At 71.1% G+C, this 26,837-nt stretch carries 20 protein-coding genes and 1 pseudogene; 10 read left to right on the top strand and 11 right to left on the bottom strand.

All coding sequences use genetic code 11. The features are described 5' to 3' along the window. Positions 1–19: 19 nt before the first annotated feature. Positions 20–689, bottom strand: a pseudogene (locus ACZ44S_RS14510) (cytosine permease); the annotation flags it as partial. On the opposite strand from ACZ44S_RS14510, the gene ACZ44S_RS14505 reads away from it, so the two are divergent. The 3 genes from ACZ44S_RS14505 (at position 651) to ACZ44S_RS14495 (ending at position 4,180) form a co-directional block, all read left to right on the top strand. Then, positions 651–830, top strand: a complete 180-nt coding sequence (locus ACZ44S_RS14505; protein ID WP_466928441.1) for a hypothetical protein — start codon at positions 651–653, stop codon at positions 828–830. The pseudogene ACZ44S_RS14510 and the gene ACZ44S_RS14505 overlap by 39 nt on opposite strands. Positions 831–1,132: 302 nt before the next feature. Further along, positions 1,133–2,737, top strand: coding sequence for a citramalate synthase (cimA, locus tag ACZ44S_RS14500; RefSeq protein WP_466928439.1), 1,605 nt, complete (start codon positions 1,133–1,135; stop codon positions 2,735–2,737). A 93-nt stretch (positions 2,738–2,830) separates the two neighbouring features. Continuing rightward, complete coding sequence (locus ACZ44S_RS14495; protein WP_466928437.1) at positions 2,831–4,180, top strand: hypothetical protein; 1,350 nt, start codon at positions 2,831–2,833, stop codon at positions 4,178–4,180. Between the two features lie 530 nt (positions 4,181–4,710). Here the strand turns inward: ACZ44S_RS14495 and ACZ44S_RS14490 are convergent. Together ACZ44S_RS14490 and hpnR are read right to left on the bottom strand one after the other, a co-directional pair. Beyond that, positions 4,711–5,316 (bottom strand): YceI family protein, encoded by a 606-nt coding sequence (locus tag ACZ44S_RS14490; RefSeq protein WP_190165597.1) that lies wholly within the window; start codon positions 5,314–5,316, stop codon positions 4,711–4,713. 218 nt (positions 5,317–5,534) lie between these two features. Beyond that, on the bottom strand, positions 5,535–7,034 hold the full coding sequence (hpnR, locus tag ACZ44S_RS14485; protein ID WP_466928434.1) for a hopanoid C-3 methylase HpnR: 1,500 nt from the start codon (positions 7,032–7,034) through the stop codon (positions 5,535–5,537). Positions 7,035–7,344: 310 nt separating this feature from the next. On the opposite strand from hpnR, the gene ACZ44S_RS14480 reads away from it, so the two are divergent. From ACZ44S_RS14480 to ACZ44S_RS14465, 4 genes are all read left to right on the top strand, one after another. Continuing rightward, positions 7,345–8,205, top strand: coding sequence for an SDR family NAD(P)-dependent oxidoreductase (locus ACZ44S_RS14480; RefSeq protein WP_466928547.1), 861 nt, complete (start codon positions 7,345–7,347; stop codon positions 8,203–8,205). A gap of 57 nt (positions 8,206–8,262) precedes the next feature. Then, positions 8,263–10,635: a polysaccharide lyase 8 family protein gene (locus ACZ44S_RS14475; RefSeq protein ID WP_466928431.1), complete on the top strand. Its 2,373-nt coding sequence runs from the start codon at positions 8,263–8,265 to the stop codon at positions 10,633–10,635. 154 nt (positions 10,636–10,789) lie between these two features. Continuing rightward, positions 10,790–12,373 (top strand): acyl-CoA carboxylase subunit beta, encoded by a 1,584-nt coding sequence (locus ACZ44S_RS14470; RefSeq protein ID WP_466928429.1) that lies wholly within the window; start codon positions 10,790–10,792, stop codon positions 12,371–12,373. 15 nt (positions 12,374–12,388) lie between these two features. Beyond that, positions 12,389–12,583: an acyl-CoA carboxylase subunit epsilon gene (locus ACZ44S_RS14465; RefSeq protein ID WP_466928426.1), complete on the top strand. Its 195-nt coding sequence runs from the start codon at positions 12,389–12,391 to the stop codon at positions 12,581–12,583. A 329-nt stretch (positions 12,584–12,912) separates the two neighbouring features. On the opposite strand, the gene ACZ44S_RS14460 is transcribed toward ACZ44S_RS14465, so the two are convergent. The 8 genes from ACZ44S_RS14460 to ACZ44S_RS14425 all read right to left on the bottom strand — a co-directional run bounded on the left by ACZ44S_RS14460 (position 12,913) and on the right by ACZ44S_RS14425 (position 23,573). After that, the gene (locus ACZ44S_RS14460; protein ID WP_009314218.1) at positions 12,913–13,494 is read right to left on the bottom strand and encodes a GTP-binding protein; all 582 of its coding nucleotides are present in this window, start codon (positions 13,492–13,494) and stop codon (positions 12,913–12,915) included. Next, positions 13,475–14,047 (bottom strand): DUF742 domain-containing protein, encoded by a 573-nt coding sequence (locus ACZ44S_RS14455; protein WP_466928425.1) that lies wholly within the window; start codon positions 14,045–14,047, stop codon positions 13,475–13,477. Before ACZ44S_RS14455 ends, ACZ44S_RS14460 begins: the two co-directional genes overlap by 20 nt. A 94-nt stretch (positions 14,048–14,141) precedes the next feature. Beyond that, complete coding sequence (locus ACZ44S_RS14450; RefSeq protein WP_033321188.1) at positions 14,142–14,555, bottom strand: roadblock/LC7 domain-containing protein; 414 nt, start codon at positions 14,553–14,555, stop codon at positions 14,142–14,144. Positions 14,556–14,565: 10 nt separating this feature from the next. Beyond that, on the bottom strand, positions 14,566–17,847 hold the full coding sequence (locus ACZ44S_RS14445) for a nitrate- and nitrite sensing domain-containing protein (protein WP_466928422.1): 3,282 nt from the start codon (positions 17,845–17,847) through the stop codon (positions 14,566–14,568). Positions 17,848–18,223: 376 nt separating this feature from the next. Beyond that, positions 18,224–18,814, bottom strand: a complete 591-nt coding sequence (locus tag ACZ44S_RS14440) for a GTP-binding protein (protein WP_466928420.1) — start codon at positions 18,812–18,814, stop codon at positions 18,224–18,226. After that, positions 18,795–19,190 (bottom strand): DUF742 domain-containing protein, encoded by a 396-nt coding sequence (locus tag ACZ44S_RS14435; RefSeq protein ID WP_004924977.1) that lies wholly within the window; start codon positions 19,188–19,190, stop codon positions 18,795–18,797. The genes ACZ44S_RS14440 and ACZ44S_RS14435 overlap by 20 nt, the downstream gene beginning before the upstream one ends. Before the next feature lie 111 nt (positions 19,191–19,301). Further along, entirely contained in the window at positions 19,302–19,715 is a 414-nt protein-coding gene (locus ACZ44S_RS14430) for a roadblock/LC7 domain-containing protein (RefSeq protein WP_004983056.1), read from the bottom strand. A 9-nt stretch (positions 19,716–19,724) separates the two neighbouring features. Then, positions 19,725–23,573, bottom strand: coding sequence for a sensor histidine kinase (locus ACZ44S_RS14425; protein ID WP_466928418.1), 3,849 nt, complete (start codon positions 23,571–23,573; stop codon positions 19,725–19,727). 607 nt (positions 23,574–24,180) lie between these two features. On the opposite strand from ACZ44S_RS14425, the gene ACZ44S_RS14420 reads away from it, so the two are divergent. From ACZ44S_RS14420 to gltX, 3 genes are all read left to right on the top strand, one after another. Continuing rightward, entirely contained in the window at positions 24,181–24,369 is a 189-nt protein-coding gene (locus tag ACZ44S_RS14420; RefSeq protein WP_190165699.1) for a hypothetical protein, read from the top strand. 171 nt (positions 24,370–24,540) lie between these two features. Further along, a complete protein-coding gene (locus ACZ44S_RS14415) occupies positions 24,541–25,326 on the top strand; it encodes a fumarylacetoacetate hydrolase family protein (RefSeq protein WP_466928415.1) in 786 nt (261 codons plus the stop codon). Next, positions 25,319–26,803 carry a glutamate--tRNA ligase gene (gene gltX / locus ACZ44S_RS14410; RefSeq protein ID WP_466928412.1) on the top strand — a complete coding sequence of 495 codons (1,485 nt, stop codon included), beginning with the start codon at positions 25,319–25,321 and terminating at the stop codon, positions 26,801–26,803. Before ACZ44S_RS14415 ends, gltX begins: the two co-directional genes overlap by 8 nt. The last annotated feature ends 34 nt before the right edge of the window (positions 26,804–26,837 follow it).

Below are 26,837 nucleotides of genomic sequence, written 5' to 3'. Positions count from 1 at the left end.
CGACGGCGCCCGGAGTCGACAGCACGTACGCCGCGCCTCCCACCAGCCCCGACAGCAGGAAGCTCGCGTCCACCCCGTCCGTGAGCGTGGCCAGGGGGCCCTCGTACGACGGCAGGGACACCGCCCGTACGCCGACGAGCGCGCCGAGCGCCCAGGACATCGTCGCCGGGATGTTCCAGCCGGCGGTGTACCAGTTGGATCCCGCCCCGGGCACGGCGGTTGAAGACCTGGAGCGCGTCGGCGTCGTATACCCCTCGGCAGCGGGCGAAGCCGATGAGAGTGGTCACGGCCCACGGCGTGCCGATCGCGGTGAGCAGCAGCACGAACGACGTCATCGCGTCCTGGGCCGTCGCCAGGTAGTGCCCGGTGGACACGCAGACCGTGGCGATCACGCCCACCACGTACGTGGCCGTCGCGCGGGAGGCGCGCGGCAGGATGGCGTCCAGGTCGAGGCCCATCGAGTACAGCATCAGTCCCGCGTTGCCGACCGTGCCCGCGGACGCCGCCGGCAGCAGCGGCACCAGGTACCAGCCGGGGGCGGCGCCGGCCAGCGGACCGGCGTAGTCCAGCGCGGTGTGCGCGGCGTACGCCGTGAAGGTGCCGAACAGCTGGGGCACCAGCAGGCCCAGCATCAGCCCGAGCCAGGTCGCGTGCGGCACCCGCCGGGAGGAGTAGCGCGCGGGGGAGATGCCCGGACCCTGCGCATCCCGACCACGGTCTCCTGGCTCGGTGCGGGCGCCCGCACGATCGGCCTCGGCAGCGAGTCCGCACAGCTCGTCCCGGACGACACCAACGGGCAGTACGACAGCTTCGTCCGCCGTCTGCGCTGAACACCCACCGCCCGCATCCTGAGACGGATCGTGAGCACGGGGGTGACGTGTGCCAAACTTCCCCCGTGCTCTCGTTCGCCACGATTATTGGCAGCAGGCGCGCCGGTCCGCAGTGACCGCACGTACCACACCGTACGGGCGGACACCGTCGTCCTCGACCCGCGCGCAGACCTCTCGCACCCGCGAGAGGTTTTTCTGTTTCCTGGCCCAACCGCAGCCGGGGGGCGGGCGTGCGGGACCATGGGGGAACGGTGGAACCGGTCATTCCGGTAGACCGAGATCAACTCAGGAGCCTTCAGACCATGACCGCAACCAGCGAGCCCGACGACTCGTTCCACGTCTTCGACACCACCCTGCGCGACGGCGCCCAGCGGGAGGGCATCAACCTCACCGTCGCCGACAAGCTGGCCATCGCACGGCATCTGGACGAGTTCGGTGTGGGCTTCATCGAGGGCGGCTGGCCCGGCGCGAACCCCCGGGACACCGAGTTCTTCGCCCGCGCCCGGCAGGAGATCGAGTTCCGGCACGCGGCGCTGGTCGCCTTCGGTGCCACCCGCCGCGCCGGTACCACCGCCGAGCAGGACCCCCAGGTCAGGGCCCTGCTCGACTCCGGCGCACAGGTGATCACGCTGGTCGCCAAGTCCCACGACCGCCATGTGGAACTCGCCCTGCGCACCACCCTCGACGAGAACCTGGCGATGGTCCGTGACACGGTGTCCTACCTCAAGGGACAGGGCCGCCGCGTGTTCGTCGACTGCGAGCACTTCTTCGACGGTTACCGCGCCAACCCCGAGTACGCGAAGGCCGTCGTGCGCACCGCCTCCGAGGCGGGCGCCGACGTCGTCGTCCTGTGCGACACCAACGGCGGCATGCTCCCGGCGCAGATCCAGGCCGTGGTCTCCACCGTCCTCGCCGACACCGGCGCCCGGCTCGGCATCCACGCCCAGGACGACACCGGCTGCGCGGTCGCCAACACCCTCGCGGCCGTCGACGCGGGCGCCACCCACGTGCAGTGCACCGCCAACGGCTACGGCGAGCGGGTCGGCAACGCCAACCTGTTCCCGGTCGTGGCGGCCCTGGAGCTGAAGTACGGCAAGCAGGTCCTCCCGGAGGGCCGGCTGCGCGAGATGACCCGTATCTCGCACGCCATCGCCGAGGTCGTCAACCTCACCCCGTCCACGCACCAGCCCTACGTCGGGGTCTCCGCCTTCGCCCACAAGGCCGGCCTGCACGCCTCCGCCATCAAGGTCGACCCGGACCTCTACCAGCACATCGACCCCGAGCAGGTCGGCAACACCATGCGGATGCTGGTCTCCGACATGGCCGGCCGCGCCTCCATCGAGCTCAAGGGCAAGGAACTCGGCATCGACCTCGGGGGCGACCGGGAACTGGTCGGCCGGGTCGTGGAGCGGGTCAAGGAGCGCGAGCTCAAGGGCTACACCTACGAGGCCGCCGACGCCTCCTTCGAGCTGCTGCTCCGCGCGGAGGCCGAAGGCAGGCCGCTGACCTACTTCGAGGTCGAGTCCTGGCGCGCGATCGTCGAGGACCGCCCCGACGGCAGCCACGCCAACGAGGCCACCGTGAAGCTGTGGGCCAAGAGCGAGCGCATCGTCGCCACCGCGGAGGGCAACGGCCCGGTCAACGCCCTGGACCGCGCCCTGCGGGTCGCCCTGGAGAAGATCTACCCCCAGCTGGCCAAGCTCGAGCTGGTCGACTACAAGGTCCGCATCCTGGAGGGCAAGCACGGCACGCAGTCGACGACGCGGGTACTGATCTCCACGTCCGACGGAGCGGGGGAGTGGTCGACGGTGGGCGTCGCGGAGAACGTCATCGCCGCGTCCTGGCAGGCGCTGGAGGACGCCTACGCGTACGGGCTGCTGCGGGCCGGCGTGGAGCCGGCGGCCTAGGAACCGCTCGTCAGGGCCCCGGCAGAGGTGCCGCCGAAAACCTCTGCCGGCCCCGATGTCCTTTTTCGCCCTCGTTCGGGTAGCTTCGTATATATGAAGGTCGCGTGGACGCGTACTTTCGTACGCCTGCTGATCCTGCCGGTGGCCGCCGCTCTGGCGGTCCTGTTGGCCGGTGCGCCGGGGGCTCAGGCGGCCACGGATCTCTCGGTCGTCGCCGAGAAGCTCCGCGAGAGCCCCGTCTACGTCGATCCCGAGGCCGAGGACATCCTCGCCCCGTCCGATGCCGAGGCGCTCGCCGACAAGATCGAGGACGCGGACAAACCGATCTTCGTCGCCGTCCTCCCCGGTGACTATCCGACGCAGGACCTCTTCCGGAACCTGCGCACCGAGACCGGCGTCACCGGTCTGTACGGCATCCGGCTCGGCGACGAGTTCGACGCCCGGGCCGACAGCAGCGTACTGAGCGGGCAGGGCGTGCGGAACCTGGTCGCGTCCGTGCAGGGCGCCGGCGACGCCAAGGCGCAGCTGAACGACTTCGTCGACAACGCGCTGCGCAACACCGGCGGCGGCGCCCCGAGCTCCTGGAACGACGGGTCGGCCGAGGTTCCCGTCGGCGGGCTGATCACCATCGGTGCGCTGGTCGCGGCCGGCGGTGCGGGCATGTACGCCGTCTCCCGCCGCAACCGCCGCCGCCACGAGGACGAGCAGCGGGCCGCGCTGGAGAAGCTGCGGGTGGTGGTCGACGAGGACATCACCGCGTTCGGCGAGGAACTGGACCGCCTGGACTTCCACCCGGGCGAACCCGGCGCCGACGACGCGATGCGTGCGGACTACGAGCACGCGCTGGACGCCTACGAGCAGTCCAAGTCGTACATGGCCGCCGCCCGGAGGCCGGAGGACGTGCGGGCCGTCACCCAGGCGGTGGAGGACGGCCGCTTCTCCCTCGCCCGGCTCGACGCCCGCCGCGAGGGACGGCCGCTGCCGGAGCGCCGCCCGCCCTGCTTCTTCGACCCGCGGCACGGCCCCTCGGTCGCCGACGCCACCTGGACGCCCCAGGGCGGCGCCGCGCGCGAGGTCCCGGTGTGCGCGGCCGACCGGGCCCGCCTGGCCGACGGTGCCGACCCGGCCGTGCGCGAGGTCGACACCGAGTACGGACGCCGGCCGTACTGGGAGGCCGGTCCCGCCTACGGCCCCTGGGCCGGCGGCTACTTCGGCGGCGGTCTCCTGCCCGGCCTGCTCGTCGGCACGATGCTCGGCGGCATGATGGCCGGTCCCGGCTACGCGGCCGACTACGGCGCCGGTTACGGAGACTTCGGCGGCTACGGCGGCGGCGACGTCTCCGGCGCCGACTTCGACGCCGGTGACTTCGGCGGCGGTTTCGGCGGAGGCGACTTCGGCGGCGGTGGCGGTTTCGGCGGAGGGGACTTCGGCGGGGGCTTCTGAGCAGTCTTCCGGAGGACCGCTTCCGGCGGCGGAGGGTCCTGAACCGGCCGGCCGCGTTCCACCGCGTACCGCTCGCCGGCCGCGTGCCACCAGGCCGGTGGTGACGAGCAGCCGTCCGCGAAGCCGGTCCCGCCGGGGTGCAGCCCCAGCCGCCGCAGCGCCGCCGCGTCCACGGCCACGGTGATCCAGCAGTGCCACCGCCCGCTCCGGTCGGGTCCGCACGACTGGTCCCACCGCAGCTCGGCCTCGGTGAACGGCATCCAGTCGATCCCGCGCCGGCGCAGTCAGGCGCGCACGGCCGCCCCGGGGTGGCGGCGGCCCGGCAGGTTCTCGTACTCCGCGACGACGACCCAGCCGGGGCGACGCGCACCATCGATGGCGGTCATGCAGGTCATCATGCCGGACCGGCCGGCCGTCCCGTCCCGTCCGGCCGGCGGATCCCGGGGAAACGCCGAGCGCCCGCCCCTCCCCGTGCGGGGAGGGGGGCGGGCGCGCTCAGGGGTGGCGCCGGGCGGGCGCCGGAGCGGCGGTCAGGCCTTGCGGATCGCCGAGATGTCGAAGTTCAGCTTGATCTTGTCGGAGACCAGGACGCCGCCCGTCTCCAGCGCCGCGTTCCAGGTCAGGCCCCATTCGGAGCGCAGGATCTCCGCCTTGCCCTCGAAGCCGACGCGCTGGTTGCCGAAGGGGTCGGTCGCGGCACCGTTGAACTCGAGGTCGATGGTGAGCGGCTTGGTGGTGCCGAGGATCGTCAGGTCACCGGTGATGCGGTAGTCGTCGCCGCCGAGAGCCTCCGCCTTGGTGGTGCGGAACGTCATCGTCGGGAACTCGTCCGTCTTGAAGAAGTCGGAGCTCTTCAGGTGGCCGTCGCGGTCGGCGTTGCCCGTCTCGATGCTGTCCATCACCACGTCGATGGTGGCCGTGGACTTGGCCGGGTCGGAGCCGTCCAGTTCCAGCGTGCCGGTGAAGTCCTGGAAGCTGCCCTTGACGTTGGTGACCATCGCGTGGCGGGCGACGAAGCCGATCGTGGTGTGCGCCGGGTCGATCGTGTACTCGCCGGTCAGCGCCGCGAGGTCCGGGTTCACGCCGGTGGTGGTCGCGGTGGCGGTCTCGTCGTTCTTGCGGCCGAAGATGCCCATGGTGTTCCTCCTGGGGAGATCACGTTGAATGTTCAACTAACTCAACACGACCCACCGTAGACCCATTCCCTTCAATGTTCAACATCTTCTGGAAGAGTGTCGCGATCGGGCCGCAGAAAGGCGTGGAACCCACCGGTCGTGGTCCCGGCGGCGGTACCGGTGAAGACCCTTCCACCGGCCCCGGCGGCACGCCACTCGACCCCGTCGGCGGTGCGGACCTAGTCCGTCGCCCGGCGGGCCGCCGCGTCCTGCGTGCCGCCCCGCGTGTGGACGTACAGCTTGCGGCGGTCGCCGACGTCGAGGCGCTGCGGGAGCGGCAGTTCGTACCGGACCGGCCGCGCGTGGTCGGCGAGCTGCCGGCGCGGGTTGTACACCTGGTTGAACTTCCACAGCATGCGGGCGAAGTTCGTCTGTCCGTGCGCGAGATTGCGGGCGAGCACGCGGGCCGCACCGAACGCCGTGCGCACCCCCAGATGCTTGCGGTTGATCACCGCCTGGGTGCGCACCAGCTCCTCGTAGAACCGCTCCAGCGGCAGCGTCGTCGGCACCACCGCGTGCTGGATGTCGAAGAGGCGGTAGTCACGGGTGGTGAGCCGGCGGGACTCGGTGTGCCAGATCTCCGTGCCCGGGTACGGCGTCATCACGGTGAAGTGCACGATCTCCGGTACGGCCAGCGCGAACTCCCGCACCACACGGAAGCGTTCCTCGTCCCACGCGGGATCCACGATCAGGTTGATCGCGACCTTGATGCCCAGTCGGCGGGCCGTCTCCAGGGCTCTCAGGTTCTCGTCGGGGCTGACGCGCTTGCGGTACAGGTCGAGTCCCTCGGCGTCGATCGCCTCCATGCCGAGGAACATGTAGCGCAGCCCCAGCCGCGCCCACCGCTCGAACACCTCCGGGTGGCGCAGCAGGACGTCGGAGCGGGTCTCCAGGTAGTACTGCTTGCGGATGCCGCGCCGTTCCACCTCGGCGGCGATGGCGTTGCCGTGCTCGGGCCGGATGAAGGCCACGTCGTCCACGATGAACACGTTCGGCTCCCGGATCATCGCCAGGTCCTCCGCCGCCGCCTCGGGAGAGGCCTTGCGGTAGCTGCGGCCGTAGAACGTCCACGCCGAGCAGAACGAGCAGTCCCAGGGACAGCCTCGGGTGAACTCGATCGAGGCACACGGATCGAGCTCGCCGATGAAGTAGCGGCGCCGGTTGCGCATCAGATCACGGGCCGGGAGCGGTGTGTCGATGCTGTGCAGCATCAGCGGCGCGGGACCGCGCCCCGACGCCGTGACGACGCCCGGGACGCCGTCCACGCCGCCGTCGCGCACCGCCTCGAGCAACGGCGCGACGGCCGGCTCCCCCTCACCGCGGACGACGGCGTCGACCGCGCCCTCCGCCTGCGCGATGACCTCCTCGGCGACGAAGGAGACGCTGTGCCCGCCGAGGAAGACGAAGCAGCCGGGAACCTCCTGCTTCACCCGTGCGGCCAGCGCGATCGCCTCGGGGATGTTCGCCAGATAGTTCAGGGAGATGCCGAGGGCCTCGGGCCGGAAGGACCGCACCTCGTCGCGCAGCCGGTCGACACTCAGTACCTGCAGGTCGACGACCCGGACCTCGTGCCCGGCCTCCCGGGCGGCGCCCGCCACCCGCTCCAGGCCCAGTGGTTCGAGCCGGAGGAAGATCTCGGAGTACATCAGAGCGCTGGGATGGACGAGCAGCAGACGCATGGGGGACCTCGTCACCGGGGGGCTGGTCGGACAGGACACGGAAGCGTGTCCCCTTCGTAACCCGGCGAACCCGGCCCCGTACGCCCCATTCCCCCGCCTGGGTGCATCCAGCGGCACGCAGGAGTGGTCCTGCGGCGCTGCGTACCGGCCCCGCGGAGAGCCGGGCCCCGCCCGCGCACCGGGGAACGGCGCGCGCCGGACCCGGGTGCCGGGCCGGACGGACAGGGCCTCCCGCACTGGCGGGGTGCGGCGGACTGGGGGTGTCCTGGATGACGAGGACCCGCAGCGACAGCGCATGGGAGACCGTCTCGTGACCACCACCGGCTCCGGCTCCACCTACGACCCCCCGGCCGACCCCGCGCGCGGTGCCGCCGCTTCCGCCGCCTCCGCACCGACGGCGGTGCGCGGCCACGGCCCGCCGCGCACGGACCGGCCCGTCGCCCTTGTCACCGGCGCGTCCTCGGGCATCGGCGCGGCCACCGCGCGGCGGTTCGCCGCCGGGGGCTGGCATCTGCTGCTCAGCGGGCGGGACCGGCGCCGGCTGGAGGAGACGGCGTCCGGTACCTCGGCGGTCCTCCTGCCCGCCGACCTAGCCGCCCCGGACGGGGCGAAACTGCTGGCGGAGGCCGCACTACGGGAGGCCGGCCGGATCGACGTGCTGGTCGCCGGGGCCGGCATCGGCTGGGCCGGACCGTTCCTGACCATGCCGCACACCGACATCGACCGGGTGCTGTTCCTGGACCTGACCGCCACGCTGCACCTCGTGCGGGAGGTGCTGCCCGCCATGGTGGCGGCCGGCCGGGGCCGGGTGGTGCTCGTCGGCTCGGTGGCCGGCAGCGTGGGTGTGCGCGAGGAAGCGGTGTACTCCGCCGCCAAGGCGGGACTCGCCGCGTTCGCCGAGGCGCTGCGGCAGGAACTGCGGGGAACGGGCGTGGGCGTGACCCTCGTCGTCCCCGGCCCCGTCGAGACCGCCTTCTTCGCCCGCCGCGGCAGGCCGTACCACCGCGCGCACCCCCGCCCCACCTCGCCCGGCCGGGTCGCGGCCGCCGTCTGGGACGCCGTCTCCCGGTCCCGGGACGACACCTACATCCCCACGTGGCTCACCCTCCCCGCCCGGGTACGCGCGCTGACCCCGGCCCTCTACCGCAGGCTCCTCAACCGCTTCGGCTGACCCCGCTTCCCCGTGCCCCCGGGCGGGTAGGGTCCCTCCGTTCGCACCCTGGAGGGCATGGACGTGACACGTGGGCGTCGGTCACCGGCGCCGGGACCCACCCGGCGTGCGCTGCTCCTCGCCGGGGCCGTGCTCGCGGCCGCCGGTGCCGCGGCGCCCTCGGGGCGTACCGGAAGCCGTCCGCGTCCCGGGCCGGGCCCCGCGCCGGATCCGTACGACACCCTCCGCCTGCGCTGGCTCGACCTCGGACTCGGCACCGGGTACGACCCCGCCGACGAGCCGTACGCCTCCCGGCTCGCCGAGACGGGGGAGCGGGCGCGGGCCTTCCGGGCCGCGATGACCCCCACGCCCGACGCCCTCTGGCCCGGCCACCCCTTCGACCCTCCCGCCGGCATCACCCTCAGCCTCGGCCGCCTGTGGACCATGACCCGGGCGTACGTCCAGCCGGGCACCGGCCTCACCGGGGACCCAGGACTGCTCGCCGGCGTCCTGCGCGGCCTCGACCATCTCCTGGCCACCGCCTACAACCCGTCCGTCACCCCGTACGGCAACTGGTGGGAGTGGCAGATCGGCAGCCCCCGCCTGCTCACCGACATCGTCGCCGCCCTGTACGACCGGGTGACCCCCGGCCGGATCGACGCGGCCTGCGCGGCCGTCGGCCACTTCGTCCCCGACTCCCTGCTCGCCGACTACTCCGGCACCTCCACCGGCGCCAACCGCGTCGACCTGTGCCGCAGCGTCGCCCTGCACGGCGTCCTCGGCCGCCTCCCCGCGAGGATCGCCCTCGCGCGGGACGCCCTCTCCCCGGTCTTCCCGCATGTCACCGAGGGCGACGGCCTCCATGCCGACGGCTCCTTCGTGCAGCACACCTGGGTCGCCTACTCGGGGACGTACGGACAGGTCCTGCTGGACGGACTCGGCCGGCTCCTCGCCCTGCTCGCCGGCTCCCCCTGGGAGATCACCGACCCCTTGCGCCAGAACGTGTTCGACAGCGTCGAGCACGCCTACGCCCCGTTCCTCCACGACGGCCTGGTCATGGACAGCGTCAACGGCCGCGCCATCAGCCGCGGTCTCCTCACCTTCGACGACCGGCACGTCATGCGGTCCGACCACTTCCACGGCGGACAGCTCATCGCGGCCGTCGCGGTCCTCGCCGAAGCGGCGAGCCGCGCGGAGCGCGACCGCTGGCACGCGCGCGTGAAGGGCTGGATCGAACGCGACACCGTCTCCCCGATCCTGACCGCCCGCCAGTACGACGTCGCCGACCTGGCCCGGCTGCACGCGATCGCCGCCGTGCCCCTTCCCGCCGCGCCCGAACCCGTCGGGCACCGTCTCTTCGCCGCCATGGACCGCGCCGTGCACCGCCGTCCCGGCTTCACCGTGAACATCGCCATGGCCAGCGACCGCATCGCCCACTACGAGTGCGGCAACGGCGAGAATCCACGCGGCTGGCACACCGGCGCGGGCATGGTCTCCTGGTGGGCGCCCGGCCTCGGCGACCAGTACACGGACTGGTTCTGGCCCACCGTCGACTGGTACCGCCTGCCCGGTACGACCGTCTCCACCCGCCGCCTTCCCGACCGGGCCGGAGGTGAGTGGGGCGAGCCGAAACCGGACGTGCGCTGGGTCGGCGGCACCACCGACGGCGAGTACGCGGCCATCGGCCAGCACCTCAAGGGCCTCGGCTCGACCCTCGACGCCCGCAAGTCCTGGTTCTGCGTCGCGGACGCGGTGATCTGCCTCGGCGCCGGCATCACCTGCACCGACGGGGTCCCGGTCGAGACGATCGTCGACAACCGCAACCTGGGGGACTCCGGCACCCGTCCCCTCACCCGCGGCCTCCGCTGGGCGCATCTGGAGGGCCACGGCGGCTGGATCGTCCTCGACGGGGAGCTGCGGACCCTGCGCGAGGACCGCACCGGGTCCTGGTCCGACATCAACACCGCCGGCTCCACCGAGCGCCGCACCCGCCGCTGGCAGACCCTCTGGCTGGACCACGGCACCGACCCCACCGACGCCGCCTACGTCTATGTGCTGCTGCCCGGCGCCTCCCTCCGGGAGACCACCCGCCGCGCGGCCGACCTCGGCCGGCTGCGGATCCTCGCCAACGACCGCACCCGCCAGGCGGTCACCGTCGACTCCCTCGGCCTCACCGCCGCCAACTTCTGGCAGCACGGCACCGCAGGAGCGCTCACGGCCGGCTCCCCGGCCGCCGTGCTGCTCCGCCCTCACGGCCGTACCGCTACCCTCTGCGTGAGCGAGCCGACCCGAACGGGTGAACCGGTGGACATCGTCTGGGACCACCCGGTACGGAAGGTGCTGAACGCCCCGGACTCCGTGGAGATCCTGGCCACCGGCCCGCGGCTGAGGCTGCGCGTCACCCCCGGGGAGGCATGCGCCACGCATGAATGTGAGGTGGCTCTCAGATGACGACTTTGTGCGACCCCTACAAGCAAGAAGCCCTCTGAGCAGTCGGAACGCCTGCATCCCCCCATGGTTCTGTTCAGTGGTACCAGGAAAACACCCCGGAGACTGTGAGGAGTCGACGGCTCGCATTCCCTGGTGTGCTTCGTAAGGTCACTACATGACCGTTTTGGATGAGGCGCCGGGTGAGCCGACCGACGCGCGCGGACGCGTGGCCGAACTGCACGAGATCCGCGCCCGGGCACTGGCAGGCCCGAGCGAGAAGGCGACCCAGGCGCAGCACGCCAAGGGCAAGCTGACCGCCCGGGAGCGCATCGAACTCCTGCTGGACGCCGGGTCCTTCCGCGAGGTCGAGCAGCTGCGCCGGCACCGGGCCACCGGCTTCGGTCTGGAGGAGAAGAAGCCCCACACCGACGGTGTGATCACGGGCTGGGGCACGGTCGAGGGCCGTACCGTCTTCGTCTACGCCCATGACTTCAGGATCTTCGGCGGTGCGCTGGGCGAGGCCCACGCCACGAAGATCCACAAGATCATGGACATGGCCATCGCGGCCGGCGCGCCGCTGGTGTCGCTGAACGACGGCGCCGGCGCCCGTATCCAGGAGGGCGTCTCGGCGCTGGCCGGCTACGGCGGCATCTTCCAGCGCAACACCAAGGCCTCCGGGGTCATCCCGCAGATCAGCGTGATGCTCGGCCCGTGCGCGGGCGGCGCGGCCTACAGCCCCGCCCTCACCGACTTCGTGTTCATGGTGCGCGACACCTCGCAGATGTTCATCACCGGCCCGGACGTGGTCAAGGCGGTGACAGGTGAGGAGATCACGCAGAACGGCCTGGGCGGCGCGGACGTGCACGCCGAGACCTCGGGCGTGTGCCACTTCGCCTACGACGACGAGGAGACCTGCATCCACGAGGTGCGCTACCTCCTCTCCCTCCTCCCGCAGAACAACCGTGAGAACCCCCCGCGGGTGGAGAGCTCCGACGCCCCCGAGCGCCGCTCGGACGTCCTGCTGGACCTGGTGCCCGCCGACGGCAATCGGCCCTACGACATGGCCAAGGTGATCGAGGAGATCGTCGACGACGGCGAGTACCTGGAGGTCCACGAGCGCTGGGCGCGCAACATCATCTGCGCGCTGGCCCGGATGGACGGCCAGGTCGTCGGCATCGTCGCCAACCAGCCGCAGTCGCTGGCGGGCGTGCTGGACATCGAGGCCTCCGAGAAGGCCGCCCGCTTCGTGCAGATGTGCGACGCCTTCAACATCCCGATCCTCACCTTCCTGGACGTCCCCGGCTTCCTCCCGGGCGTCGACCAGGAGCACGGCGGCATCATCCGGCACGGCGCCAAGCTGCTGTACGCGTACTGCAACGCCACCGTGCCGCGGATCTCGCTGATCCTGCGCAAGGCCTACGGCGGCGCCTACATCGTCATGGACTCCCAGTCCATCGGCGCCGACCTCACCTACGCCTGGCCCACCAACGAGATCGCCGTGATGGGCGCCGAGGGCGCGGCCAACGTCATCTTCCGCCGGCAGATCGCCGGGGCCGAGGACCCCGACGCCATGCGCGCCCGCATGGTCAAGGAGTACAAGTCCGAGCTGATGCACCCCTACTACGCCGCCGAACGCGGACTGGTGGACGACGTCATCGACCCCGCCGAGACCCGTGAGGTGCTGATCCGTTCGCTGGCGATGCTGCAGACCAAGCACGCCGACCTGCCGTCCCGCAAGCACGGCAACCCGCCGCAGTAAGGGAGACGCACGCCCATGACCACACCTGACATCCGTGTCGAGAAGGGCCACGCCGAGCCCGAGGAAGTCGCCGCGATCACGGCGATCCTGCTCGCCCGCGCCGCCGCACCGGCGCCGGACGCCGCTCCGGCCCACCGCGCCCGGCCCCGGGCCGGCTGGCGCCGCCTGGAACGCGAGAACGGCTTCCGCGCCCCCCACAGCTGGCGCTGACCGCACCGTCAAAGAGGCCGGGGCCCCTCCAACGGGAGGGGCCCCGGCCTCTTTGACGAGGTGGTTCTCTTGTCACGCCGGGCTGGACAGCTTCCTCAGGGGCGCGGGGAACTGCGCGACCAGCCACGTACCCGCCCGCACCCGGCATCGCACAGGCACCCTGCAGACGCGTGGCGGGGGGTGCCTGCGCAGCTCGGTGCTACGAGGTGCCTCCCCCCAGAGGGGGTACCCCCAGCGCCCACCCGTGCCGCCCTGGGGGCACCTCCCAGGCCTTCAGGGCACTGGGGGAGGCACGACTGCCCGCAGGCGGCGGCAGGCGGCGGTGGCCGTCAGCGGAGGCGGGCCATCAGGGCATGCTCCACGAGCGTGATCAACGCACTCTTCGCATCGGCCCGATGCCGCGCGTCCGTCGTGATGATCGGAGTGTCCGGACCGATCTGCAGCGCCTCCCGGACCTCGTCCGGGTTGTACGGCTGCTGACCGTCGAAGCCGTTCAGCGCGATCACGAACGGCAGCCCGCTGTTCTCGAAGTAGTCCACCGCGGGGAAGCAGTCGGCGAGCCTCCTCGTGTCAACGAGAACGATCGCGCCGATGGCGCCGCGCACCAGGTCGTCCCACATGAACCAGAAGCGGTCCTGACCGGGCGTACCGAACAGGTACAGGATCAGGTCCTGGTCCAGGGTGATACGGCCGAAGTCCATGGCCACCGTGGTGGTGGTCTTGTCCCCGGTGTGGGTGAGGTCGTCGATGCCCGCCGAAGCAGACGTCATGACGGCCTCCGTGCGCAGCGGGTTGATCTCCGAAACGGCCCCGACGAACGTGGTCTTGCCCACGCCGAAGCCACCCGCCACCACGATCTTCGCCGAGGTGGTGGAGCGGGAAGGACCGCCGCTAGAGCTTGCGAAGTCCACTGAGCACCCTTTCGAGCAGTGTCACGTCTGGCTGGCCGCCGGCGTTCTCGTCGCCGCCGGGCTGATGGATGGCGACCAGTCCCGCCTCCGCCAAGTCGGCGACGAGGATCCTGGCCACGCCGAGAGGGATGGTCAGCAGGGCCGAGATCTCGGCCACCGACTTGATTTCCCGGCAGAGGTTGCAGATCCGCTGATGCTCGGGCAGCTGGCCCTGCATCTGGTGCGGCTGCGCGGTGGTGTGCACCAGCGCCTCGATGGCGAGCTGGTACCGCGGCCTGGTGCGGCCGCCCGTCATCGCGTACGGGCGCACCAGGGGATTGTGCGACGCCCCGGCAGGCGCCGGTTCGGGTGCTCGGCGCTGCGGCTGCACCGGCTGGATGCGCGGGGCGTGCGGCTGGTCGTACGGCGAGGGACCGGGGTCCTGCGGCGCGTACGGCTGCCGGTGGTTCGGGGCGGAGGGGTAGCCGTACCCGCTCTGGGCAGCGTCGTTCTGGCCCTGTGCAGGACCGTACGACCAGTTGCCCGACGATGAACCGCCTGGGGGTGTTGCCACTTTCTCCTCCTCCGACTGTGCCTGGCACCCATCACTGTGGAGCCGCGTCCCGAAACCTTACGGCCCCGGGACGCCAAACCGCACCGTCCGTCCTTCAGTTGAGAAGGCTCCCTTGGAGCTCCGCTCGAAGGTCCGGCGTCAGGACCGTACCGGCTCGGTCGACCAGAAGGGCCATCTCGTACCCAACCAGGCCGATGTCCGCCTCCGGATGTGCGAGTACCGCGAGCGATGAACCGTCGGAAATGGACATGATGAAGAGGAATCCCCGCTCCATCTCCACAACCGTCTGGTTCACGCTCCCGCCCTCGAAGATCCGGGAGGCGCCTGCCGTCAGAGACGTCAGACCGGAGGCGACGGCCGCGAGCTGGTCGGCGCGGTCACGGGGAAAGCCTTCGGACATCGCCAGAAGGAGTCCGTCGGCGGAGACCACCACCGTGTGGGACACCCCCGGGGTGTTGTCCACGAAGTTGGTGATCAACCAGTTCAGGTTCTGTGCCGCCTGGCTCATCGGGCTCACACTAACGCTCCTGGTTGTAGGTGCTGTCAGGACCGAAGCCCTGGCCGTTCGTTTCACTGCCCGCGCTGCGGCCCTTTTGGACGCCGCGACGCAGGTTGCTCAGCCTGCCCCGGACGTCTTCCGGGGCGCGGGAGACCTGGGGGCCTCCCTGGGGGGTGGTTTCGGCGGCCCCCTGGACCAGGTTGGCCTTGGGGACCCGCCGCGGCAGACCGGAGGAGGTCACTCCGCCCGCCTTGGGCTTCCGGAGCGCCGAGGCCTGCTGCCAGCGCTCGTCGTTCGCCGAACGCCAGCCGCTGTCACCGTTGCTCTCCGGGGTGGAAGCCGGCGGCTCCTGGTTCACGCGCCGTGCGCCGCTCGTGCCGTTCGCGCCGCTCGGGGTGGATCCGCGGCGCGGAAGCCCGGCGTCGGTCAGGTCGTGGCCCTCGGAAGCAGCCGGTCCCGGACGGTCGAAGCCTACGCTGTCCTGCTCGCGTACGTCACCGGCCTGCGTGGATTCCGATCCCGGGGCCTGAGCAGGGTACTGGGCCGGGTAGCCGTTCCGGTAGTCGTCCTGCTGCGGCCAGTCGTCCTCCCGGCGCCGGTCGGTGAAGGCCGGGAAGGCGTCCGTGGCGGCGGAACCCGCTGCCGCGTGGTCACGCCGGTCCGGCTCCGCGTAGGACGGGTCGGCGTAACCGGCGTCGGACGAGAAGGAGTCGTTCTGCGGCAGGTGCCCGTTCTGCGCGTAGTAGCCCTCGCCGTACGCCGTCTGCTGCCCGTTGTCGTACGCCTGCTGGTCGTACCCGGCGTTCTGCTGCTCCTGGTACTGACCGTCGAAAGCCTGGCCCTCGGCGTAGCCGCCCTGACCGTTGCCGTCGTAGCCCTGGCCGTTGTCGTAGCCCTGGGGGGCGGCGAACTCGTCCTGGTAGCCGGGCGCCTCGGGGGTCTCCTGGGCGTTCGGGGCGGTCGGCTCGGGCCCCGACTGGGCCTCCAGGGCAGCCCGGCGCTCCTCGCGCATCAGGGAACGGCCGACGGGGTCCAGCTCCCGGATGTCGTCCGGGACCTCGGAGTAGCGGCTGTCGTCGAAGCCCAGCTCCGCGGCGGTGCGCATCGGCTGGTGGTTGAAGTCCTCGCCCCGGAAGTTCTGCTCCGGGATGATCTGCGAGACCGTGAACTCGTCGCGGTTCATCGGCTGCTCGCCGCCGCCACCGTGGGTGATCGCGTCGGGCAGCATGACCAGCGAGGTGGTGCCGGCCTGCTCGCCCGAGGGGCGCAGCTGGACCCGGATGCCGTGCCGGTCGGACAGCCGGCCGACCACGAACAGGCCCATGCGCTGCGAGATCGCGGCGTCCACGGTCGGCGGGTTGGCCAGCTTGTGGTTGATGTCCGCGAAGTCCTCGGCGGTGAGGCCGATGCCCTTGTCGTGGATCTCGATCATCACGCGGCCGTCGGGGAGACGGGTCGCCGTGACGCGGACCTTGGTCTGCGGGGAGGAGAACGTGGTGGCGTTCTCCAGAAGCTCGGCGAGCAGGTGCACGAGGTCGGTCACCGCGCGGCCGTGGATCTCGGCCTCGGGGACGCCGGACAGTTCGATGCGCTCGTACTGCTCCACCTCGGAGGAGGCGGCCCGCAGTACGTCGACCAGCGGAACCGGCTGGTCCCAGCGGCGGCCGGGCTCTTCGCCGGCGAGGACCAGGAGGTTCTCGCCGTTGCGGCGCATGCGGGTGGCCAGGTGGTCCAGGCGGAAGAGGTTCTCCAGCTGGTCCGGGTCGGCCTCGTTGTTCTCCAGGTCCGTGATCAGGGTCAGCTGGCCCTCGATCAGGGACTGGTTGCGGCGCGACAGGTTGGTGAAGATCGCGTTGATGTTGCCCCGCAGCAGGGCCTGCTCGGCGGCGAGCCGGACGGCCTCGCGGTGGACCTGGTCGAAGGCGCGGGCGACCTCGCCGATCTCGTCCGTGGAGGAGATCGGGATCGGCGCGACCTTGGTGTCGACCCGTCCCGGGTCGGTCCGGGAGAGCTGGTCGACCAGCATCGGCAGACGCTGCTCGGCGATGCCGAAGGCGGCGTTGCGCAGCTGGCGCATCGAGCGGCTCATCTGGCGGGCCACCATGCCGGCCAGGATGAACGCCGCGAGCAGCGCGATCACGACGGCGGCACCGGTGATCAGGGCGTCGCGCTGGGCGTCGTCGGCGATCTGAGAGGCCTCGTTCACCGCGGTGTCGGCCAGATCGGACTCGATCTCGCGGTAACCGTCGAACTTGAGAGTGTTCACGGCCCACCAGTTGGCGGGGGTGATGCCCTGCGAGGCGAGCTCGGCACGGGCGGACGGGTCCGTGGAGGACAGTCCGCCGAGCTCGGCGATCATGGTCTCCGGCTTGGCGGGCGGCGGAACGTAGTCCGGGTCCTGCTGCTTGGCCTCCTTGGCCATGGCCGCGCCCTCGGCCTGGATCTTCTGCGCCGTCTGCTCCAGCTTGGCGGCGTCGGCCTCGGTGCCACCGCCCTTGTACTCCTCGATGGCGATGCCCTCGAGGTAGGCGTACGAGGAGAGGGCCGTGCGCTGGCTGGCGAGCTGGCCGTCGGTCGGACCCGGCTTCACCAGCAGGTGCATGCCGATGGAGCGTTCGAGGGAGAGCGCCGCCTTGGTCAGCGAGATCGCGTAGACCGTGCGTCCGTAGCTGGTGATGTTGCCGGTGCCGAGACCGAGTTCGTTGGCGAACTCCATCAGGGGGTGGGCGACGGCGACGTAGCCCTCCTCCGTCTGCACGCCCTTGAGCTTGGAGGTGTACGCGGCGGCACGCAGGTCGGTCAGCTTCGGCTCGGCCTCGCGGAACAGCCGCAGCCGACGCTCCAGCCCGGGCTTGGACGGCATGTCCTGCGCGGCCTCGTCGAAGGCGTCGGCGGCCTTGTCGGTGGCGGCGCGTGCCTTGGAGACGTCCGGGTCGTCCTGGCCCTTGCCCTGCAGGAGCGGGACGGCGGTGACGTCGCGCTCGTTGTAGAGGGCGTTGGCATAGGTGAGGGAGGCTCGCACCAGACGCGCGGTGTTCTCCGCGTCCTCGGCCTCGTTCCAGGTGTCGATCGAGCTCTTCACCTGGAAGCCGCCCATGACGAGGCCGACCAGCACGGGTATGAGCAGGATCGCGTTCAGCCTGGTCGCCACCCGCCAGTTGCGCGGGGACATGCGGCCCCCGCTGGGCGCGGGTGCGGCCGTCGGTTCGGGACCGGGCACGGGGGCGGGCGCCGCTGTGCGCGGCGGCGGCGTGAAGTTGCCCCGGGCCGACGGCTCGGGACTGTTCTTGCTTCGCCTCACTCGACCAACAACCTTCCGGCGGTCGGCACCTTCGTCGTGCCGCAGTGTCTCAGGGCCCGGCATGCCATCGACTACTGAGTACGTCTTTGACCAATGGGCAGTTCAGGCATTCCAGCATGCCGACCAGCGCTCTTCCAAACATGGGAAGGCGAGGATTCCGAGTGATGTAAGCCCCAGATAAAACGGTCATACGGACCGAGCTCCGGCAAAAGGCGAGTCGTTCGTGCGCACAGCGATACCGCGTGACCGCGTCGCGTGTCGGCCTCACCCGATTCCTCTGCCGAAACGTTATGAACACCGGGGCCGGCCGTGTCAAAGGACACAGCCGGCACCGGTACATCTACGACAAGCGCAGTATGCCGCCTCTGTTTTGGCTCTACCTGAGACGTGCCATGAGGGCGTGTTCGACCAGTGTGATCAGCGCGCTCTTCGCGTCCGCGCGGTGCCGGGCGTCCGTCGTGATGATCGGGGCGTCGGGACCGATCTGCAGCGCCTCGCGCACCTCCTCGGGTGTGTACGGCTGCTGGCCGTCGAAGCCGTTGAGGGCGACCACGAACGGCAGCCCGCTGTTCTCGAAGTAGTCCACCGCGGGGAAGCAGTCGGCCAGGCGGCGGGTGTCGCACAGCACGATCGCGCCGATGGCGCCGCGCACCAGGTCGTCCCACATGAACCAGAAGCGGTCCTGACCGGGCGTACCGAACAGGTACAGGATCAGGTCCTGGTCCAGGGTGATACGGCCGAAGTCCATGGCCACCGTGGTGGTGGTCTTGTCCCCGGTGTGGGTGAGGTCGTCGATGCCCGCCGAAGCAGACGTCATGACGGCCTCCGTGCGCAGCGGGTTGATCTCCGAAACGGCCCCGACGAACGTGGTCTTGCCCACGCCGAAGCCACCCGCCACCACGATCTTCGCCGAGGTGGTGGAGCGGTTGTCGGAGACCGCCCCGCCGCTAGAGCTTGCGAAGTCCACTGAGCACCCTTTCGAGCAGTGTCACGTCCGGGGCGCCGGTCGTCTCGTCGCCGCCCGGCTGGTGCACGGCGACGAGTCCCGCCTCCGCGAGGTCGGCCACCAGGATCCGGGCAACACCCAGTGGCATGTTGAGCAGCGCCGAGACCTCGGCGACCGACTTCACCTCACGGCACAGATGGCAGATCCGCTGGTGCTCAGGAAGCAGTCCCATGAGCGCTGCCGGGTCGGCTGTCGTACTGATCAGTGCCTCGATGGCGAGCTGATAACGCGGCCTGGTCCGGCCGCCGGTCATCGCATAGGGACGGACCAGCGGCTGGTCGCCCTCGTCCTCGTACGGCTCCGCGTACGGATCATGAGAGGCGGTGGGCGGGGTCATGGATCCTCCGGGCGGGACAGCAAGTCGGTCAGTCAAGCCGTCTGACGGGGCCGGTGGGGGGAATGTGGCGGCCGGACGGTGATTTGGTGAGACGGGTGGTGCCGGGGCCGATCAGTGGAGCAGACTTCCCTGTAGCTCGGCGCGCAGGTCCGGGGTGAGGACCGCCCCCGCGCGGTCGACCAGGAGCGCCATTTCGTAGCCGACGAGGCCGATGTCGCACTCGGGGTGCGCGAGAACGGCCAGCGACGAGCCGTCCGAGACGGACATGAGGAAGAGGAATCCTCTTTCCATCTCGACGACCGTCTGGGCGACATTGCCGCCCTCGAAGATCCGGGAGGCGCCGGCCGTCAGGGAGGTCAGTCCCGAAGCGACGGCCGCGAGCTGGTCCGCGCGGTCGCGCGGGAACCCCTCGGACAGCGCCAGAAGGAGACCGTCGGCCGACACGACGACGGTGTGGGACACCCCGGGGGTGTTGTCCACGAAGTTGGTGATCAACCAGTTGAGGTTCTGTGCCGCCTGGCTCATCGGGCTCAACTAACGCTCCTGCTGGTGAGTGGGCCGCGGGAAGCTGCCGGTCTGGGTGGACCCGGCCTGACGACCCTGTGCGATACCCCGACGGAGATTGGTCAGCCGGCCGCGCACGTCATCGGGGGCGCGCGAGACCTGAGGACCGCTCTGGTGCGATTGCTGCTGAGCCGTACCCGGGACGAGGTTCGCCCTGGGCACCCGGCGCGGCAGGCCGGAGGTGGTGACGCCGCCCGCGGCCGGCTGCCGGACGCGTTCGGCCTGCCGTACCAGCTCGTCGTTGGGCGAGCTGCGCCAGGCGGCCGAGGCGGACCGCTGCGGCCCGGTGGGGGCCTGCGGCTGCTGCTGGGACGGCTGCTGCGGCTGCTGGGGTGCAGGAGCCGAGCCGGGGCCCTGCTCCTGGGAGCCGCCGTTGCCGCCGCGGAACCAGTTGGTCTCCAGCGTGTCGTACAGCGGCGTACGGCCGTCGCCGGGACCGGTCGCCGGGGGCAGGGCCCAGGCGTCGGACGCTCCCCGCCCGTCGTCGGCCCGCTGCGGGGCGTTGCCCGCGGGCTCGTGGCGGGCCGGCCTCTGCTGCGGGGCCGGCGGACGCGGTGCGCCCGGGCCGGCGCGGTGCGCGCCGTTCATCTGCGGGCGCTCGAACTGGCCGGTGGCCGCGGGGTCCGTGGCCGGACGCTCCGGGAGGGAGTACTGGCCGGTCGAGCCGTTGTCCTGGCCCGGCACCGGGTACTGGCCGGTGGAGCCGTTGTCGTAGCCCTGGGGGGCGGGGAACTGGCCCGTCGTGGACGGGTTCTGTCCGCCGGGCCGGCCCTGCGGGGCGCCGAAGATGTCACCGCGGACGAACTGGCCCGTGTTCTGGCCGTCGTTCGTCTCCGGCTGGGCGTACTGGCCGGTGTTCTGACCACCGTTCGCACCCGGCTGGGCGTACTGACCGGTGTCCCGGCTGCCATGGGCACCCGGCTGGGCGTACTGGCCGGTGTTCTGACCACCGTTCGCACCGTAGGCGGGCGCGCCCTGGTTCTGCTGCTCGTCGAACCGCGGGATCTCCGCCGTCGCGCCGGGACCCTGCCGTTCGTCGAACCGCGGCATCGCCGAGGTCCGCGAGACATCCGGCTCCTCGTGCCCGCGCGGGGTGTCCAGCGAGGCGCGCGGCACCGGCGGCTGGGCGTTCTCGTCGCTCCAGCTGGGCACCCGAGGCTGCTGCTGGTCACCGCCGGGCAGCTCGGGGCGCGGCGGGAGCTGCGGACGACGGCCGCGCTCGGTGTTGCCGTTGCCCCGCTGCGGGGGCACCTGGCCCCGCGCGCCGCCGAAGGCGTCCTGGTCCTGCTTCCCGTTCGGACCGGCGGCCTGCATCCCCTGCGGGGCGCCGGGCGCCTGAGCACCGAATCCGGCACCCGCGCCGGCGGGCGCGGGACGGCCCTGCGGCGGGCCGGACGGAGCGCCCTGGTCGAACAGCGAAGGCGTCTGGTTGCCCGACGGACCCTGCGGCCCCCGGCCTCCCGGCCGGCCACCGCCGTCGCGCCCGGGCAGTGCGGCCCGCGGGCCCTGACCGGCGCCGAGCCGACCGCCGGGAGCACCGGCTCCGAGCGCGCCGCCGCCGGACTGGCCGGCACCGGCGGCACGCCGTGCGGCGGCGGCACCGGCGGCGGCCTGGGCGGCCGCGGGGCCGCCACCGGCCGCGCCCGGCTGACCGGGCTTGCCCTGGGGCTTCTTGCCGCCCTGGGCGACGTCGACGGGCAGCATGACCAGCGCGGTCGTACCGCCGGAGTCGGACGGGCGGAGCTGGATGCGGATGCCGTGCCGCTGCGACAGCCGGCCGACCACGAACAGACCCATGCGGCGGGACACCGACACGTCCACGGTGGGCGGCGAGGCGAGCCGCTCGTTGATCGCCGCCAGGTCCTCCGGCGACAGACCGATACCGGTGTCGTGGATCTCGATCAGCACACGGCCGTCGGGCAGTGCGTGACCGGTGACCTTGACCTTGGTCTGCGGGGAGGAGAACGAGGTCGCGTTCTCCAGTAGCTCGGCGAGCAGGTGCACGAGGTCGTTGACGACCCGGCCGGCCACTTCGGTGCTCGGCACGGCGGCCAGCTCGATGCGCTCGTACTGCTCCACCTCGGACGCGGCGGCGCGGAGCACGTCGACCAGCGGGACCGGGCGGGTCCACCGGCGGCCGGGCTCCTCACCCGCGAGGACGAGGAGGTTCTCACCGTTACGGCGCATACGCGTGGCGAGGTGGTCCAGCTTGAACAGCGAGGACAGCTGGTCCGGGTCGGCCTCGCGGGACTCCAGCTCGGAGATCAGCGACAGCTGGCGCTGGATCAGACCCTGGGAGCGGCGCGAGAGGTTGGTGAACATCGCGTTGACGTTGCCCCGCAGCAGGGCCTGCTCGGCCGCGAGGCGGACCGCCTCGCGGTGCACGTCGTCGAAGGCCGCGGCCACACGGCCGATCTCGTCCCGGGAGTGGACACCGACGGATTCCACGGACGTGTCGACGTCCTGCGGGTCCGTCTCGGACAGCTGCTTGACCAGGTCGGGCAGACGCTCCTGGGCGACCTTGGTGGCGGTCTCCTCCAGCCGGCGCAGCGAGCGGATCATGGAGCGGGCCACGACGAAGGCGCCGACCAGCGACACGCCGAGCACGATCAGGATCAGCGCACCGGAGATGATCGCGTCGCGCTCGGTGGCGCTGCGCAGCTCACGGGCCTTCTGTTCCATCTCCTCGAGCAGCGTGCGCTCGATGTTCTCCATCTGCTGGATCTTGGTGCCGCTGTCGTCCAGCCAGTCGCGGTAGGAGCGCGCACCGACCGAGGCGAGACCGAACTCCGAGGCCAGCGCACGGCCGGCGTACTCGTCGGTGGCCTTGATCGTGGTGTTGCCCTCTTCGATCGGCAGCAACAGCTCGGCCGCGCCGGCCTCGCCGTAAATGCTCTTGAAGCTGCGGAGCTCGGACTTCTGGCTCGCCAGCGCCGACTCGGCGTAGAGCCGGTCGTTCTCGGAGAGGTCGCCCTTGCTGGTGTTGCTCGCGGGCAGCGCCGCGGCGAGGACCGCGCGCTGGATCGACGCATACTCCTTGGCGGAGGAGAAGGACGCCAGGGCACGCGTGCGCTGGATCATGTCGGGGTTGCTGGTCGCCTCCGCCATGTCCTGCGAGAGGTCGATCAGGTTCTCGATCAGGCGGTGGTAGCCCTCGACGGTCTGGGTGGAGTTCTTCACCGTCTGGAAGGCCGTGTTGCGGATCTTCGCCAGCTCGCCCAGGTCGCCGGCGAGCTGCACCAGGTTGTCGCGGACGCCCTTGAGGTTGCCGTCCTTGCTCGCGGCGTCGATCTCCTCGGAGCTGTCGAGGAAGTTCGCCATCGCGCGGTCGGTCTTGTCGCGGTGGCCCTTGACCGAGAAGTCGGTGCCCTTGCCGCCGTGCGCCAGCGGGCCGGCGGACTGGTCGCGCTCCTCCTGGAGCGCGGCGGCCAGCACGGTGGCCTGCTGGGTCATGTCCGTCAGCAGCTTCATGTTGTCGAGCTGCTGGATGTCGTCCATCGACTGCTGGATACGCAGGGCGCCCAGCGAGGTGGCCGCGACCACCGGCAGGGCGAGCAGCGACACCAGACGGGTCGAGATGCGCCAGTTGCGCAGGGCTATTCGCGGCCCGGGGCCGGTCGGACCCTTGGGCGCGGCCGGCGCCGGAGTCGGCGGAGCCGTCGGCGCGCCGGCACCGGGACGGTCGCCGCCGTTCCCGGGCGTGGTCGGGCCCTGGTTCTGGGCGTGCTGGGGCGAGGAGCTGACGGCCTTGGGGCCAGTCCCGCCCTGCGGCTCCGGCTCCGCCGAAGCGCTGCCATCCCTCTTGAAACGTCCCTGCACTAGCGTCGCAACCTCTGGACCAGGCACCCCTCCGCGTGAACGGCGAGGCACGGTGTCGGCGTCATAGGGGCGCCCTGAATACGCCCCCGTGGTGGTCGTGAAGTGACCGGCGCTGGCTCCCCCTTCTCGGCCGCCACTCGGCGCGTTTGTGCGCCCCCTGTGCGCCGGCTCGATCCCTGCGGCGGTCCGTGAGATTCCAGCACAGTGCAGGATCTCCAACAAGGCCCGTGGCCTTACAGGTGAGATACGTGACACCGCGTGAGTGACGAGTCACCGGGGGTAGAAAGTGATCTCGTCCATAACGGGCGCATAAGGGCGAATCCTCAGGGCGGCCGGGGTGTCCCAGTCGACATGATCAGGAGCGGAATGGTGGCTTCAAGGGGGGAATGTCCGATTCCGCCGCCCGCAGGGCGGGTCCGGATTGGCCGCTATGTCCTCTGACTCGTGAGCAAACTCACACCGGGATCGTGGCCTTCGGGCCCGGTCGGCAGGGAATTGCATGTTTAGCCTGACGCTTTACAGGGATGGGCAAACCGACAAGCCGCGCCCGCGCCGGGGTCCTGAAACCCCTCCGGGTGCCCGTGAACAGGACAGGGTCAAGTAAACAGTGAAGACGACGACGATGTTCCACAAGATCGCCAACCCCCGGCGTACGACGCTGGCGCACCTCGACGGCGCCGATGATCTGCAGACGCCGGTCCAGCAGGAACACCCCGTCGAACTCCCGGCCCAGACTGCCAATCCCAAGCGCACCGTCCTCATGGAGATCCCGGTCGCGGCCGGCGCCGCGAGCTGACAACGATCCATACGCGCACCGGCCGCGAAATGCTCAAGGCCGCCGCGCGGTGAACGAGGGGCTCCCCCGCACCGACGGGGGCGCCCCTCGTTTGTTGCGCGAGGCGGGGACACCTCCGCGTTAGCCTGGAGCGTCAGACTCCAGCCCATCGGTCAAGGGGACAAGCATCCCGTGCGCATCGCCAGATTCTCCATCGACGGGAACGTCGCCTTCGGCGCGGTCGAGGGTGAGAAGCAGGACGAACTCGTCCTCGACATCATCAAGGGCATCCCGTTCGCGGACTTCGAGCTCTCCGGCACCAAGGTCCCGCTGAGCAAGGTCAGGCTGCTGCCCCCGGTGCTCCCCAACAAGGTGGTCGCCTTCGGCCGCAACTACGCCGACCACGCGAAGGAAATGGGCAACGAGGTGCCCGAGGCCCCCTTCGCCTTCTTCAAGCCCGCCACTTCTGTGATCGGCCCGGGCGACGACATCCAGTACCCCTCCTTCTCGCAGGAGGTGCACCACGAGGCCGAGCTGGCCGTGGTCATCGGACGGATGTGCCGCGAGGTCCCGCGCGACCGCGTCAAGGACGTCATCTTCGGCTACACCTGCGCCAACGACATCACCGCGCGCGACGTCCAGAAGCGCGAGAAGCAGTGGGCCCGTGCCAAGGGCTTCGACACCTCCTGCCCGCTCGGCCCCTGGGTGGAGACGGATCTGGACCTCGCCGCCGCGAACGACCTGACCGTCCAGCTCACGGTCAACGGCGCCCAGCGCCAGCTCGGCCGCACCAGCGAGATGATCCACCCCATCGAGGATCTGATCGTCAACATCTCCGAGGCCATGACGCTGCTCCCGGGCGACGTCGTCCTCACGGGCACCCCCGCTGGGGTCGGCCCCCTCAACGTCGGCGACGAGGTCGCCGTCACCATCGAAGGCATCGGCACTCTCACCAACAAGGTTGTCAAGCGTGGCTAGCGCACCCGGCTCTCCCGTACGCGTCCGTTTCTGCCCGTCGCCCACCGGTAACCCCCATGTGGGCCTGGTCCGCACCGCCCTGTTCAACTGGGCGTTCGCCAAGCACCACCAGGGCACCCTCGTCTTCCGCATCGAGGACACCGACGCGGCCCGCGACTCCGAGGAGTCCTACGCCCAGCTCCTCGACTCGATGCGCTGGCTCGGCTTCGACTGGGACGAGGGCCCCGAGATCGGCGGCCCGCACGCCCCGTACCGGCAGTCGCAGCGCATGGACATCTACCGGGACGTCGCCCGCAAGCTCCTGGACGCCGGCCACGCCTACCACTGCTACTGCTCCCAGGAGGAGCTCGACACCCGCCGCGAGGCCGCCCGCGCCGCCGGAAAGCCCTCCGGCTACGACGGCCACTGCCGCGAGCTGAGCGAGGCCCGGGTCGAGGAGTACAAGGCCCAGGGCCGCGAGCCGATCGTCCGCTTCCGGATGCCCGACGAGACGATCACCTTCACCGACCTGGTCCGCGGCGAGCTCACCTTCACCCCGGAGAACGTCCCGGACTACGGCATCGTCCGCGCCAACGGCGCCCCGCTGTACACGCTGGTCAACCCGGTCGACGACGCCCTGATGGAGATCACCCACGTCCTGCGCGGCGAGGACCTGCTCTCCTCCACGCCCCGCCAGATCGCCCTGTACAAGGCGCTGACCGAGCTGGGTATCGCCAAGGAGACCCCGGCCTTCGGCCACCTGCCGTACGTCATGGGCGAGGGCAACAAGAAGCTCTCCAAGCGCGATCCGCAGTCCTCGCTCAACCTCTACCGCGAGCGCGGCTTCCTGCCCGAGGGCCTGCTCAACTACCTCTCCCTGCTCGGCTGGTCGCTCTCGGCCGACCAGGACGTCTTCTCGATCGACGAGATGGTGGCCGCCTTCGACGTCGCCGACGTGCAGCCGAACCCGGCCCGCTTCGACCTGAAGAAGTGCGAGGCGATCAACGGCGACCACATCCGCATGCTCGATGTGAAGGACTTCACCGAGCGCTGCGCACCCTGGCTCAAGGCCCCGTTCGCCCCCTGGGCCCCGGAGGACTTCGACGAGGCCAAGTGGCAGGCCGTCGCCCCGCACGCGCAGACCCGCCTGAAGGTCCTCTCCGAGATCACGGACAACGTCGACTTCCTGTTCCTGCCGGAGCCGGTCTCCGACGAGGCCTCCTGGAACAAGGCGATGAAGGAGGGCTCCGACGCCCTGCTGCGCACCGCGCGGGAGAAGCTCGAGGCCGCCGACTGGACGTCCCCCGAGTCGCTGAAGGAGGCCGTCCTGGCCGCCGGCGAGGCCCACGGCCTCAAGCTCGGCAAGGCCCAGGCCCCGGTCCGCGTCGCCGTCACCGGCCGCACGGTCGGCCTGCCGCTCTTCGAGTCCCTGGAGGTCCTGGGCAAGGAGAAGACGCTGGCCAGGATCGACGCGGCGCTGGAGAAGCTCGCCGCGTAGGTTCACCGATGTCCAGGGGCGGGGGGGGGGGGGG

Source organism: Streptomyces malachitofuscus (genome assembly GCF_055571035.1).
Note: the sequence above shows the minus strand (reverse complement) of the source record. Positions and strands in the feature narration are given on the sequence as shown.

What these genes read in the sequence shown, in the direction of transcription:
- cimA (WP_466928439.1), top strand. Translation starts at nt 1,133, where the DNA reads ATGACCGCAACCAGCGAGCCCGACGACTCGTTCCACGTCTTCGACACC.
- ACZ44S_RS14495 (WP_466928437.1), top strand. Translation starts at nt 2,831, where the DNA reads ATGAAGGTCGCGTGGACGCGTACTTTCGTACGCCTGCTGATCCTGCCG.
- ACZ44S_RS14490 (WP_190165597.1), bottom strand. Translation starts at nt 5,316, where the DNA reads ATGGGCATCTTCGGCCGCAAGAACGACGAGACCGCCACCGCGACCACC.
- hpnR (WP_466928434.1), bottom strand. Translation starts at nt 7,034, where the DNA reads ATGCGTCTGCTGCTCGTCCATCCCAGCGCTCTGATGTACTCCGAGATC.
- ACZ44S_RS14475 (WP_466928431.1), top strand. Translation starts at nt 8,263, where the DNA reads ATGGACGTGACACGTGGGCGTCGGTCACCGGCGCCGGGACCCACCCGG.
- ACZ44S_RS14470 (WP_466928429.1), top strand. Translation starts at nt 10,790, where the DNA reads ATGACCGTTTTGGATGAGGCGCCGGGTGAGCCGACCGACGCGCGCGGA.
- ACZ44S_RS14465 (WP_466928426.1), top strand. Translation starts at nt 12,389, where the DNA reads ATGACCACACCTGACATCCGTGTCGAGAAGGGCCACGCCGAGCCCGAG.
- ACZ44S_RS14450 (WP_033321188.1), bottom strand. Translation starts at nt 14,555, where the DNA reads ATGAGCCAGGCGGCACAGAACCTGAACTGGTTGATCACCAACTTCGTG.
- ACZ44S_RS14435 (WP_004924977.1), bottom strand. Translation starts at nt 19,190, where the DNA reads ATGACCCCGCCCACCGCCTCTCATGATCCGTACGCGGAGCCGTACGAG.
- ACZ44S_RS14430 (WP_004983056.1), bottom strand. Translation starts at nt 19,715, where the DNA reads ATGAGCCAGGCGGCACAGAACCTCAACTGGTTGATCACCAACTTCGTG.